This is a genomic window from Mesorhizobium koreense, from assembly GCF_031656215.1.
GTDB classification, from domain to species: Bacteria; Pseudomonadota; Alphaproteobacteria; order Rhizobiales; family Rhizobiaceae; genus Mesorhizobium_L; species Mesorhizobium_L koreense.
Genome location: NZ_CP134228.1, coordinates 156,204 through 168,551 on the forward strand (window position 1 = coordinate 156,204; position 12,348 = coordinate 168,551).

Here is a 12,348-nt window from a genome sequence, read left to right on the forward strand (position 1 = left end):
GGGCCTTGATCTACAACTCCGTCACGATGCGATGGCTGGGCGGGTGAACCATGCGCACGAAGGTGACCGGCTTGTCGGCGAGCCATGTCAGCCGCTCCGCGACGAAGACCGCCTCGCCCTCCGGCAGGCCGAGCAGCGCGGCTTCCTCCGCGCCGGCGCGGGCCGCCCGGAAAATGAATTCAGCACGCGAGAAGGGCGCGTTCGTCACCAGCCACTCGTTCGGGCTGACGGTATCGAACGGTGCATCGCGGACATCCGGCACGGCGTCAGGATTGATCCAGCGATCCTCGTATTGGTAGGGCGCGCCGTCGGCGAGATGCAGGCAGCGGACATGCAGCATGCGCGCGGACTTCTCCAGCCCGAGCCGGTCGGCCACCGCCTCGCCCGCCTTGTCGGTCTCGCAGCCCAGCAGCCGATAGCGGTATTCCGCGCCCTTCGCCTCGATCTCCTGCCGCACCAAGGGGATGACGAAGCGCGCCTCGCGCACCGGATTGAGCGAGACCCGCGTGCCGGCCTTGCGCCGCCGCTCGAGGATGCCGGCGCGGGCGAGATCCTGCAGCGCGCGGTTGACCGTCGCCCGCGAACAGCCGAATTCGGCGGCAAGCGCCTGCTCGCCGGGGATCAGCGCGCCTGGCTCCCAGACGCGCTTGGCGATGCGTTTCAGGATATCCTCGCTAATGTCGCGATAGGAGAGGCGCTTGCCGTTGCTCATAGCTTCGCGGCGATCGCCGTCAGGCATTCGTGATAACGCCGGGCGATTTCCTCGCGGCGGACATGGCGGCCCTCCGCCACCCTATGGCGGCCGGCCGACCAGAGGTCCGAAACCTTGCCGTCACCGCAGAATATCCAGTTGTCGAGCGGCAGATCGGGCTGTTTTGCGAGCATCAACCCCTCGCCCCTTTGCAACGCGACCAGATCGGCCCACAGCCCCGGCGCGATGCGGCCCGACTGGCGGCCCAGCGCCTGTGCGCCTCCGGCAAGCGCTTTGCCGTAGAGGACGCGGCCGGCCGACTGGCCGGCGCCGGCCAGCACGACGCGAGCATGGTCGCGCAGGCGCTGCGAATATTCGAACTGGCGCAGTTCCTCGTTGAGGGTGATGCGGATGTTGGAGTCGGAGCCGACGCCTATCGATCCGCCGGACGCAAGGAAGCGGGCGCCGTCGAATATGCCGTCGCCGAGATTGGCTTCCGTGACCGGACAGAGGCCGGCAACCGCGCCGCTCCGCGCCAACGCCTCGGTCTCGCGCGGCTCCATATGGGTACAGTGGATGAGGCACCAGCGCTTGTCCACAGGCATGTTGGCAAGCAGCCATTCGACCGGCCGCGCGCCAAGCTCGGCCAGCGCCTCCTCCACCTCGCCCTCCTGCTCGGCAATGTGCATATGGAAGGGCGCGTCGGGCAGCATGCCGGTCAGCGCTTCCAGATCGGCTGGACCGACGGCGCGCAGCGAGTGCGGCGCGACGCCGAGGCCGGTGTCGGGGGAAAGGCCTTTGACGATCTCGCCCGCCCGCTCCATCTCCGCCGCGAATCCGTCGAGTCTGTTGCCGAAGCGAAGCTGGCCGCCGGCAAGCGGGCGGCCGTCGACGCCGCCTTGCGCGTAATAGACCGGTAAAAGCGTGAGGCCGATGCCGGTCGAGGCTTGCGCCGCGGCGATCCGAACGGACAGTTCGCCGGGATCGTCATAGGCGCCGCCGCCCGGCCGGTTGTGGAGGTAATGGAACTCCGCCACTGCCGCGAAGCCGGCTTCCTGCATCTCCATGAAGGCGAAGGCGGCGACGGCCTCGATATCCTCCGGCGAGAGAAGGTCGAGAAAGCGGTACATCACCTCGCGCCACGTCCAGAAACTATCGCGCTCGGAGGGGCCGCGCCGTTCGGTCAGGCCAGCCATGGCGCGCTGGAAGGTGTGGCTGTGCAGGTTGCAGGCGGCCGGCAGCAGCGTCTCGACATGCATGCTGCCGGGCGCGGCCTTAACGTCCTTCGCGACCGAAGCGACGCGGCCATCATCGTCGATCCCGACAAGGACATCTTTCGCCCAGCCATCCTCGAGGAGCGCCGTCGCCGCGAATATCGTCCGCATGGCCATTTCCGTGTTGACTTATTTTGTCTAGACATAATAGCATCAAATCGAGACATGTGAACCGCCTCAGGCACCATGAACAGAAAAATCGTCAAAGCCACGAACATCGCCACGATGCAGCCGGGTGGGACCGCTTACGGCCTCGTCGCGGATGGCGCGATCGGGATCGAGGACGGCCGCATCGCCTGGGTCGGCAAGGCCGATGCGGTGCCGGCCGATTGGCGCGGCACCACCGTTGAGGATTGCGGCAACCGGCTCGTGACGCCTGCCCTGATCGACTGCCACACGCATCTCGTCTTCGGCGGCAACCGGGCGAAGGAATTCGAGATGCGGCTTCAAGGCGCGACTTATGAGGAGATCGCGCGCGCCGGCGGCGGCATCGTCTCGACAGTCACGGCGACGCGGGCGCTCTCCGAGGATGAACTGGTCGAAGCCGCCCTTCCCCGGCTCGATGCGCTGATGGCCGAAGGGGTCGGGACGATCGAGATCAAGTCGGGCTACGGACTGACGATCGAGGACGAATTGAAGATGCTGCGCGCCGCGCGACGGCTCGGCGAATTGCGCAAGGTGCGAGTGAAGACGAGCTACCTTGCCGCGCATGCCGTCCCTGCGGAATACAAGGGCCGCGCCGACGCCTATATCGACGAGGTGGTGCTGCCGGGCCTCGATGCCGCGCAGGCCGAAGGGCTGGTCGATGCCGTCGACGGGTTCTGCGAGGGCATCGCCTTTTCGCCAGCGCAGATCGCGCGCGTCTTCGAACGCGCGAAGGCGCTTGGCATCCCGGTCAAGCTCCACGCCGAGCAGCTTTCCAATCTGGGTGGGGCTGCACTCGCAGCCTCCTATCGCGCGCTGTCGGCCGACCATCTCGAATATCTGGACGAAGCTGACGCCGAGGCCATGGCGAAAAACGGGACCGTCGCGGTCCTGCTTCCCGGAGCCTTCTATTTCCTGCGTGAAAAGCAGGCGCCGCCGGTCGATGCGCTGCGCTCGGCGGGCGTGCCGATCGCCATCGCCACCGACTGCAATCCCGGCTCCTCACCGCTCGCCTCGCTCCTTCTGACCATGAACATGGCCTCGACGCTCTTCCGCCTCGCGCCCGAGGAGGCGCTTGCCGGCGTGACCCGCAATGCCGCGCGAGCGCTCGGGCTGGCGGAAGAAGTCGGGACGATCGAGGTCGGCAAACGCGCCGAGCTTGCGGTGTGGGACGTCGGACATCCGGCCGAACTGGCGTATCGGATCGGGTTCAATGCGCTGAACAAGGTGATCGTGGGATGATGGAGATAATTCGCTCAGCGCCGCGCCGCTTCGCACCCCCCTCTGTCCTGCCGGACATCTCCCCCTCAAGGGGGGAGATCAGGCCTTCATCTTTGCTCTCACCAATCACCAGCACTGCAGGATGGGAGCCGAGCCGAGCGGCCGCCGTAATCTCCCCCCTTGAGGGGGAGATGTCCGGCAGGGCAGAGGGGGGTGATTTCGGCCGCAAGACATTCAAAGCCTCGGGCGCGATCCATGAGATGGAGTCGCGCCCATGACCCTCACTCTCCATCCCGGTGCCATCACGCTTGAAACGCTGGAGCGCATCTATCGAGGGTCCGAACCTGTCCGCCTCGCCTCCGCCTCGCATCCGCGCATCGAGGCCGCCGCCGCCCGCATCGCGGAGATCGCCGGCGGGGCCGACGCCGTCTACGGCATCAACACCGGCTTCGGGAAGCTTGCCAGCGTACGCATCCCGGCGGCGGACGTGGCCACCCTCCAGCGCAACCTCATCCTCTCGCATTGCTGCGGCGTCGGCCAGCCGCTGAAGCCTCAGATCGTGCGTCTCGTCATGGCGTTGAAGCTGATGTCGCTCGGGCGCGGCGCGTCGGGCGTGCGCATGGAGACGGTGTCGCTGATCGAAGCGATGCTGGAAAAAGGCGTTGTGCCGGTCATCCCGGAAAAGGGCTCGGTCGGGGCTTCGGGTGACCTCGCGCCGCTTGCCCACATGACCGCCGCGATGATCGGCGAAGGCAAGGCATATCTGGCCGGCGAAAGGATGGCCGCGCGGGCGGCACTCGAAAAAGCCGGGCTGAAGCCGGTCGTGCTCGCCGCCAAGGAAGGGCTTGCGCTGATCAACGGCACGCAGGTCTCGACCGCGCTGGCGCTTGCCGGGCTTTTCGAGACGCATCGCGCGGCAAACGCGGCGCTGGTCACCGGCGCGCTCTCGACCGATGCCGCGATGGGCTCCTCCGCGCCATTCCATCCCGAAATCCACGCACTGCGCGGCCATCAGGGCCAGATCGACACGGCGGCGGCGCTGTGGCGTTTGCTCGACGGCTCGGAAATCCGCGAAAGCCACCGGCTCGGCGACGAGCGCGTGCAGGACCCTTATTGCATACGCTGCCAGCCGCAGGTGGACGGTGCAGCACTCGACATATTGCGCCAGTGTGCACGCACGCTCACGCTTGAAGCCAATGCCGTGACCGACAATCCGCTTGTGCTCTCCGACGGCTCGGTCGTCTCCGGCGGCAATTTCCACGCCGAGCCTGTGGCGTTCGCGGCCGACCAGATCGCGCTCGCCATCTGCGAGATCGGGGCCATTGCCCAAAGACGCATCGCGCTTCTGGTCGATCCGGCGCTCTCCTTCGGCTTGCCGGCCTTCCTGGCGAAGAAGCCGGGGCTCAATTCCGGCCTGATGATCGCCGAGGTCACTTCCGCCGCGCTGATGAGCGAGAACAAGCAGCGCGCGCATCCGGCCTCGATCGATTCCACGCCGACCTCCGCCAACCAGGAGGACCATGTGTCCATGGCCTGCCACGGCGCGCGCCGGCTTCTCGACATGGCCGAAAACCTCGCCGCGATCATCGGCATCGAGGCGGTCACGGCGGCGCAGGGCATCGACTTTCGGGCGCCGCTCAAGACCAGCGGCGAATTGCAGAAGGCGCATCAGGCGGTCCGCAACGCCGTCCCGGCGCTGGAGGTGGACCGCTATATGGCGGGCGACCTCGCGGCCGCTGGTGAATTGGTGCGTTCGGGGGCGCTCTGCGACAGCGTTTCGGCGGGCATTTTGCCTGGGCTGGAGGGATGATGATACTTATAGCAGATGGAAACGGCACGGCCGTTTACCCCCACCCCTGTCCCCTCCCCACAAGGGGGAGGGAGACGCCGGCACCGCGTTCCTGGCTAAAATCGTCGAAGTTTGCGCCACTCAGCGTCGGAGCAAAGTCTCCCTCCCCCTTGTGGGGAGGGGCTAGGGGTGGGGGTGTTTTCACACAATCGCCTCGCAAAAGGGGGCATGGCCTATCGTTCGGAGTCCCTCAATGACCCCCTTTGAAATCACCCGCGGCACCTCGCCCGTCATCCTCGGCTTCCCGCATACCGGTACGGAGGTGCCGCCGGACATATGGGCCGACCTCAACGAGGAAGGCCGCAAGCTGCGCGATACGGACTGGCACATCCACCGCCTCTATGCCGGCCTGCTGCCGGAGGTGACGACAGTCCGCGCGACCTTCCATCGCTATTGCATCGACGCTAACCGCGACCCGTCGGGCGCCAGCCTCTATCCGGGGCAGAACACGACGGGGCTTGTGCCGCTCACCGATTTCGACGACCAGCCGCTCTGGTCGAAGGAACCGGACGGGAAGGAGATCGAACGGCGCAAGGCGCTGTTCCATGCGCCCTACCATGCGGCGCTTGCAGCCGAAATCGAGCGCGTGAAATCTATCCACGGCATCGCCGTGCTCTACGATTGCCACTCGATCCGCTCAAAATGCCCGTTCCTGTTCGACGGCATCCTGCCCGACTTCAACATCGGCACCGACAACGGCAGGACCTGCGCACCGGAACTCGAGGAGGCCGTGGTCGACATCTGCCGCTCGGCGAAGGGCTATACGTCGATCCTCAACGGCCGCTTCCGCGGCGGCTGGACGACGCGGCACTATGGAAGGCCGCAGGATGGCGTCCATGCCGTGCAGATGGAACTGGCGCAGTCCACCCATCTCGCGACCGAAGAACCGCCCTTCGCCTATGACGAGACCAAGGCCGAAAGGCTGCGCGTCCATCTCGGCGCCATCCTGAAGCGCCTCGAGGAAATCGCCCTTTCGATGAAATCCGGAGTCTGGTCATGACCAATCCCCGTCACAACATCCGCGAGATCCATGCGCCGCGCGGCCCGGAACTCAACGCGCTTTCCTGGCAAACGGAAGCGCCGCTCAGGATGCTGATGAACAATCTCGATCCGGGCGTGGCGGAAAACCCGAACGAGCTCGTCGTCTATGGCGGCATCGGCCGCGCCGCGCGCACCTGGAACGATTTCGACGCCATCGTGGCGACGCTGAAGACGCTGAAGGAGGACGAGACGCTGCTCGTCCAGTCGGGCAAGCCGGTCGGCGTCTTCCGCACCCACGCCGACGCGCCGCGCGTGCTGATCGCCAATTCCAACCTCGTGCCGCACTGGGCCGACTGGGACCATTTCAACGAGCTCGATCGCAAGGGCCTGATGATGTACGGCCAGATGACGGCCGGGTCGTGGATCTATATCGGCACGCAGGGCATCGTGCAGGGCACCTACGAGACCTTCGTGGAGGCCGGCCGCCAGCACTATAACGGCGATCTCAAGGGGAAATGGATCCTGACCGCGGGCCTGGGCGGCATGGGCGGGGCGCAGCCGCTTGCCGCCATCATGGCCGGTGCCTCCTGCCTCGCCATCGAATGCGACCCCGACCGCATCGATTTCAGGCTCCGCACCCGCTATGTCGACGAGCGTGCGGATACGCTCGACGAGGCACTCGCCATGATCGAGCGTTGGACGAAGGCCGGCGAAGCGAAGTCGGTCGGGCTTGTCGGCAACGCCGCCGAGATCGTGCCGGAACTTCACCGGCGCGGCGTCAGGCCGGACATCCTGACCGACCAGACCTCTGCGCACGATCCGCTCAACGGCTATCTGCCGAAGGGCTGGTCGCTCGGGGAATGGCGCGAAAAACGCGAGAGCGATCCGAAGGCGGTGGAAAAGGCAGCCCGCCAATCCATGCGCGAGCATGTGGAGGCCATGGTCGGCTTCTGGAACGACGGCGTGCCGACGCTCGACTACGGCAACAATATCCGCCAGGTCGCCAAGGACGAGGGCTTCGACAACGCGTTCGCCTTTCCAGGCTTCGTTCCCGCCTATATCCGCCCGCTCTTCTGCCGCGGCATCGGCCCCTTCCGTTGGGCCGCCCTTTCGGGCGACCCGGAGGACATCTTCCGCACCGACGCCAAGGTCAAGGAACTGACGCCGGGCAATACGCATCTGCACAATTGGCTCGACATGGCAAGGGAGCGCATCGCTTTCCAGGGCCTGCCGGCGCGCATCTGCTGGGTGGGCCTCGGCGACCGCCACCGGCTCGGCCTCGCCTTCAACGAGATGGTGGCGAAGGGCGAGTTGAAGGCGCCGGTCGTCATCGGCCGCGACCATCTCGATTCCGGCTCCGTCGCCTCGCCCAACCGTGAGACCGAGGCGATGAAGGACGGGTCGGACGCCGTGTCGGACTGGCCCCTCCTCAACGCGCTGCTCAATTGCGCCTCGGGCGCGACATGGGTGTCGCTGCACCATGGCGGCGGCGTCGGCATGGGCTTTTCGCAGCACGCCGGAATGGTGATCTGCGCCGACGGCACGCCGGAAGCGGCGAAGCGGCTCGAGCGCGTGCTGTGGAACGACCCAGCCACCGGCGTCATGCGCCATGCGGATGCCGGTTACGAGACGGCAATCGAATGCGCGAAGGAAAAGGGGCTGAGGCTGCCGGCCATCCTCGGCAACTGACTCGTCAACACGTCACGGCGATAATGCAGCGCCAACGGTCCTTCGTCTCGACGGTATAGCCGTGCGGGTGCTGCCCCTGATCGGGGCATTGCAGCTTGTCGGCATCCTTGGCGGGGACGCCGACACGGATGGGCACCGCGATCACGTCATGGGTGAGGACGTAGATGACGTGGTTCTTCTCATAATAGGCGATTGCCTGATCGCAGGTCAGGTCCTGCGCCAACTCGAACGCCGAAGCCGGCGCGCATAGCGCAACCAGCGCCGCGAGGCCTGACACAAGCATCCTCGTCATCCACGCTGCCTCCATCGATGCCGTTTCCGGCACTATCTAATAGTGGCGGGGCTGAGTTTCGACCCATGTGTTGCATGATCGAAGCTCCATCGACCGGTTCGGGCGACAGGCTCGGCCAAACGGAACCGGCCACGGATGACGCATTCGGTAAATCGAGAAAGCAGGGGATCGAGAAAGCAGGCATGCCTGCGTTTGCCTGACGCGGGCCAGTGGTCCCTGAAAGTCAGCCCCGCCGAACCACTGGCCTCTGTCCTGGCCGTCTACCGGCTTTCGCCTGGACGGATCACGTCGGAGACCGCGGTCCGATCTCCTTCGTCTGGAGGCAGCACCCCCGTAGGCCGAAGCCCCTTTGCAGCCCGTCCCCGATGCTCTGTCGCCGCCGTCTCCATTAACCATAATGCTGCCAAAGCCGCTGATTCCCGTCCATCGCTTTTATGAGCGTTTCGCGTCCATACAATCGATCTTCCACCAACTGTTACCGGTCGGACACATATGTTACCGGAATGCAACGGTAACGCATCCGCTTTACGGTGCAGCCAGGTGAGGCGATGAACGGCTTGGAAGCGACCGGCCTTGCCATAGTCGCCGTCGTCCCCATAACTTCGGAGCTTATGCTGGCAGCCGCCAATGCGGGATTAGTGATTTTATACCAATAATGATACTTGAAACATCATGATAAGGGGTTTATACGTGCATACTGCACTTTCAACGGGCTTGTCGGCATGATCACGGCAGCGCAGATGCGCGCCGCGCGCGCGCTGATCGGGATGGACCAGAAGACGCTTGCCGAACGCGCCGGCGTCTCGCTGCCCACCGTGCAGCGCATGGAAGCCTCAGACGGCGTCGTGCGCGGTGTGGTGGATACGCTGGTCAAGGTGATCCAGGCGCTCGAGGAGGCCGGCGTGACGCTCATCGGCGACAACCAGACGAGCGACGGCGGCGGCCGCGGGGTCAGGCTGAAGACACCGCCGGACGGATCAGCCCGCTGAAAGGCCGCCGGCGCCCACGGGCCGGCGAGACGGGCTTTTCCACGACGCGCCGGGCCGCGCCGCCGGGTTGTCGATATGGACGCCGCATCTCGCCCGCGCCGCCAAGCGCCGGGCTTCTGGGAACTCTACACGCCGAAACTCATCACCGTCCTCAAGGAAGGCTACCGGCCGGCGCATCTGCGCGCCGACATCATCGCCGGGCTGACCGTGGCGATCGTGGCGCTGCCGCTCTCCATGGCGATCGCCATCGCCTCGCATGTGACGCCCGAACGCGGCCTCTACACGGCGATCATCGGCGGCACCATCATCGCGCTCTTCGGCGGCAGCCGTTTCCAGGTCGGCGGACCGGCCGGCGCTTTCATCGTGCTCGTCGCCGCGACCGTCGACCGGCACGGGATAGAAGGCCTCTTCCTCGCCACCATGATGGCAGGCGCCATGCTGATCGCGGCCGGCTACCTGAGGCTCGGCACCTATGTGAAATTTATCCCCTACCCCGTCACCGTCGGCTTCACGGCGGGCATCGCGGTCATCATCCTCGCCAGCCAGTTGCACGACCTCTTCGGCCTGACGCTCGCCGGCAAGGAACCGGGCGATTTCCTCGACAAGATGATCGTGCTCGGCAAGGCGGCCGGCACGACAAACCCGGCCGCGGTGCTGGTCGCAGTGCTGACGATCGGCACGATCGTCGCGGTCAAGCGCCTGCGCCCCGCCTGGCCGGCCTTCCTGATCGCCGTTGCCGTGGCTTCGCTCGCCGTCGCCGCGTTCGGCCTGCCGGTGGAAACGATCGGCAGCCGCTTCGGCGGCATCCCGCGCAGCCTGCCGGAGCCGACGCTTCCCGTATTCAGCCTGGACAAGATGCTGACGCTTTTACCGGACGCGATCTCCTTTGCCCTCCTCGGCGCCATCGAATCGCTCCTGTCGGCCGTGGTCGCCGACGGCATGACCGGACGCCGCCACCGTTCCAATTGCGAACTGGTCGCGCAGGGTCTTGCCAACGTGGTCTCGCCGCTCTTCGGCGGCATCTGCGTCACCGGCCTTATCGCGCGCACCGCGACCAATATCCGGGCCGGCGCGCACGGCCCGCTTTCCGGCTTCTTCCACTCGATGTTCGTGCTCCTGTTCATGGCGGTCGCCGCGCCGCTCGCCGTCTACGTGCCGCTTGCCGCACTCGCCGGCGTGCTTGCGGTGGTCGCCTGGAACATGGTGGAGCGGCCAGCCTTCGCGGCGCTCATCCGCTCCTCGCGCGGCGACGCGCTTGTGCTGCTCGTCACCTTCGCGCTCGTCGTCTTCCGCGACCTCACCACCGGCATCGTGGTCGGCTTCGCGCTCGGCGCGCTTCTCTTCATCAACCGTATGGCACACGCCGTCGCCGTGGAGGCGCACGCGCCGCCCGCGATCGAGGATCTGCCCGATACGACCAACGGCGACCGCAAGCGCTACGACGCCGCCGAAGCGAGCGATCCCGACACGGTCGTCTACCGCATCTCCGGCGCCTTCTTCTTCGGCGCGGCGGAGGCGGTGGGCTCCGTCTTCGACCGCATCGCCGACAAGCACCGGAATTTCGTGCTCGACTGCTCGAAGGTGCCGTTCCTCGATTCGACAGCGGCCAACGTCATCGAAGGCGCCGCACGCAAGGCGTCGCGCGCCGGCGTACGCTTCTATATCGCCGGCGCGTCGCCACAGGTCCGCCGCATGCTCCTGAGCCACGGCGTGCGCCAGCCGCATGCGCGCTACGGCGCCAGCGTCGCAAGCGTCCTCGATCATATCCGCCGCAAGGCAGCGGAGCTCGCGGCCGCGGCCTGATGCGGCTGCTATCTTTTCAGGAAGCGCAGATGGAGCATGATTGCCGCGGCCAGCGCCAGTAACGCGACGACGGCCGACAGGACGAGCGCGGCCTGGCTGCCGAAACGCTCGATGATACTCGCATAGACGAGGGGCGAGGCGGCCGAGACGATGAAGCTCGGCATCAGGAGGCGGCCAACGACGAGGCCGTAGGTGTTGCGGTCGAAAAGCGCGAGAGGAAGCGTGCCCCGCGTGATGGTGGTGAGGCCGTTGCCGGCGCCATAGACGAAGGCAAAGGCAAGGGCGGCGGGCACGAAGACGCCACCCGCCATGCCGGCGACGAAGGCGAAAGGCAGAAGCGCGGCCGCCAGCATGTTGAGATGGAACGCGTCGAGCCGCGCACCGAACATCACTTCGCCAAGCCGCGCCGCCGACTGCGCGATGCCGCGCAAGGTCGAGATCCAGACCGCGGCGCCGGCTGCCAGCCCGAGCCCGGCGAGGATGTTGATCATATGCGCCGACATGCCGGAATTGAGGAAGTTCACCGCCGTCGTAATAAGCGCGTAGAGGGCTCCGGCGGCAAAGCGGTCGCGCGGGGAGACCGCAAGCGGCGGCCGTTCGGCGGGAAGAGACGGCGCCGGCATCGCGGCGGGCGCGGCATCGCCATAGCGGCTGACGGGGATGGCCAGATGAAGCGGCAGCGTCAGGAGCGCAACCCCGGCATAGATGAAGAGCGCGGCCCGCCATCCGAAAAGCTCCGTCAGCATATGGCCGAAGGGCCAGAACACGGTCGAGGCGAGCCCGCCGAACAGTGTCACCTGCGCCATCGGCTTTCTGGCTGAAGGCCCGCCGATGCGCGCCAGCGTGGCGAAGGCCGCGTCATAAAGGGTGAGGCGCATGGCGAGGCCGAGGACGATCCAGCTCGCATAATAAAGGACCACGCCGTGGGAGAGCGCGACGCCGGCGCAGCCGAGCGCGATCAGCACCGATCCTGTCGCCATGACCTTGCGACCCCCATGCCGGTCGATCAGACGGCCGGCGAGCGGCGAAGCGAAACCCATGACGAGGAGCGCAAGCGAAAAGCCGCCATAGACGAGATCGCGGCTCCAGCCCAGATCGTCTCCGATGACCCGGCCGAAACCACCGATCAAATAATAGGCCGTACCCCAGCAGACGAGTTGCGACATGCCGAGGAAGAAGACGGTGCGGCGCAGGATCAAGCGGGGAATTCCTTGGGCAGGGTCCAGGAGCGGAACATCGTTCCTGGGCGGGAGACGATCGGCAGACAAGGCCGCCGTTCACATTTGTTGGGGGCCGGCGTCGAAACCGCGACAAAACGCCGCGAATAGTGTAGCCTTCCTATACGGTCGCGCCCCGCGTGACCAGGCAACGACAGTTTCGCGAGGCGGCGACCGCTCCGAACCCGACAGGGAGCA

The 12,348-nt window shown here is 66.3% G+C and carries 10 protein-coding genes; 6 read left to right on the forward strand and 4 right to left on the reverse strand.

Annotated elements, in window-relative coordinates; genetic code table 11:
• Positions 1–10: 10 nt before the first annotated feature.
• Both hutC and RBH77_RS00745 read right to left on the reverse strand, forming a co-directional pair.
• Complete coding sequence (hutC, locus tag RBH77_RS00740; RefSeq protein ID WP_311030213.1) at positions 11–739, reverse strand: histidine utilization transcriptional repressor HutC; 729 nt, start codon at positions 737–739, stop codon at positions 11–13.
• Complete coding sequence (locus RBH77_RS00745) at positions 709–2,076, reverse strand: formimidoylglutamate deiminase (RefSeq protein ID WP_311030214.1); 1,368 nt, start codon at positions 2,074–2,076, stop codon at positions 709–711. Before RBH77_RS00745 ends, hutC begins: the two co-directional genes overlap by 31 nt.
• Before the next feature lie 75 nt (positions 2,077–2,151).
• Between RBH77_RS00745 and hutI the strand changes: the two genes are divergently transcribed.
• The 4 genes from hutI (at position 2,152) to hutU (ending at position 7,849) form a co-directional block, all read left to right on the forward strand.
• Positions 2,152–3,351, forward strand: coding sequence for an imidazolonepropionase (hutI, locus tag RBH77_RS00750; protein WP_311030215.1), 1,200 nt, complete (start codon positions 2,152–2,154; stop codon positions 3,349–3,351).
• A gap of 253 nt (positions 3,352–3,604) precedes the next feature.
• Positions 3,605–5,140, forward strand: coding sequence for a histidine ammonia-lyase (hutH, locus tag RBH77_RS00755; RefSeq protein ID WP_311030216.1), 1,536 nt, complete (start codon positions 3,605–3,607; stop codon positions 5,138–5,140).
• 232 nt (positions 5,141–5,372) lie between these two features.
• Positions 5,373–6,179, forward strand: a complete 807-nt coding sequence (hutG, locus tag RBH77_RS00760) for an N-formylglutamate deformylase (protein ID WP_311030217.1) — start codon at positions 5,373–5,375, stop codon at positions 6,177–6,179.
• Entirely contained in the window at positions 6,176–7,849 is a 1,674-nt protein-coding gene (gene hutU, locus RBH77_RS00765; RefSeq protein ID WP_311030218.1) for a urocanate hydratase, read from the forward strand. The genes hutG and hutU overlap by 4 nt, the downstream gene beginning before the upstream one ends.
• Positions 7,850–7,853: 4 nt before the next feature.
• On the opposite strand, the gene RBH77_RS00770 is transcribed toward hutU, so the two are convergent.
• A complete protein-coding gene (locus RBH77_RS00770; protein WP_311030219.1) occupies positions 7,854–8,141 on the reverse strand; it encodes a hypothetical protein in 288 nt (95 codons plus the stop codon).
• 722 nt (positions 8,142–8,863) lie between these two features.
• On the opposite strand from RBH77_RS00770, the gene RBH77_RS00775 reads away from it, so the two are divergent.
• Positions 8,864–9,130: a helix-turn-helix domain-containing protein gene (locus tag RBH77_RS00775; protein ID WP_311030220.1), complete on the forward strand. Its 267-nt coding sequence runs from the start codon at positions 8,864–8,866 to the stop codon at positions 9,128–9,130.
• A 75-nt stretch (positions 9,131–9,205) separates the two neighbouring features.
• A complete protein-coding gene (locus RBH77_RS00780; protein WP_311030221.1) occupies positions 9,206–10,933 on the forward strand; it encodes a SulP family inorganic anion transporter in 1,728 nt (575 codons plus the stop codon).
• Positions 10,934–10,941: 8 nt separating this feature from the next.
• Here the strand turns inward: RBH77_RS00780 and RBH77_RS00785 are convergent, their stop codons facing one another.
• Positions 10,942–12,132 carry an MFS transporter gene (locus RBH77_RS00785; protein WP_311030222.1) on the reverse strand — a complete coding sequence of 397 codons (1,191 nt, stop codon included), beginning with the start codon at positions 12,130–12,132 and terminating at the stop codon, positions 10,942–10,944.
• Between the last annotated feature and the right edge of the window lie 216 nt (positions 12,133–12,348).

Excerpts from the sequence above, each read along its gene's own strand:
- RBH77_RS00775 (WP_311030220.1), top strand. The coding sequence starts at position 8,864 with ATGATCACGGCAGCGCAGATGCGCGCCGCGCGCGCGCTGATCGGGATG.
- hutG (WP_311030217.1), top strand. The coding sequence starts at position 5,373 with ATGACCCCCTTTGAAATCACCCGCGGCACCTCGCCCGTCATCCTCGGC.
- RBH77_RS00780 (WP_311030221.1), top strand. The coding sequence starts at position 9,206 with ATGGACGCCGCATCTCGCCCGCGCCGCCAAGCGCCGGGCTTCTGGGAA.
- hutC (WP_311030213.1), bottom strand. The coding sequence starts at position 739 with ATGCCTGACGGCGATCGCCGCGAAGCTATGAGCAACGGCAAGCGCCTC.
- hutH (WP_311030216.1), top strand. The coding sequence starts at position 3,605 with ATGACCCTCACTCTCCATCCCGGTGCCATCACGCTTGAAACGCTGGAG.
- RBH77_RS00770 (WP_311030219.1), bottom strand. The coding sequence starts at position 8,141 with ATGACGAGGATGCTTGTGTCAGGCCTCGCGGCGCTGGTTGCGCTATGC.
- RBH77_RS00745 (WP_311030214.1), bottom strand. The coding sequence starts at position 2,076 with ATGCGGACGATATTCGCGGCGACGGCGCTCCTCGAGGATGGCTGGGCG.
- hutI (WP_311030215.1), top strand. The coding sequence starts at position 2,152 with ATGAACAGAAAAATCGTCAAAGCCACGAACATCGCCACGATGCAGCCG.
- hutU (WP_311030218.1), top strand. The coding sequence starts at position 6,176 with ATGACCAATCCCCGTCACAACATCCGCGAGATCCATGCGCCGCGCGGC.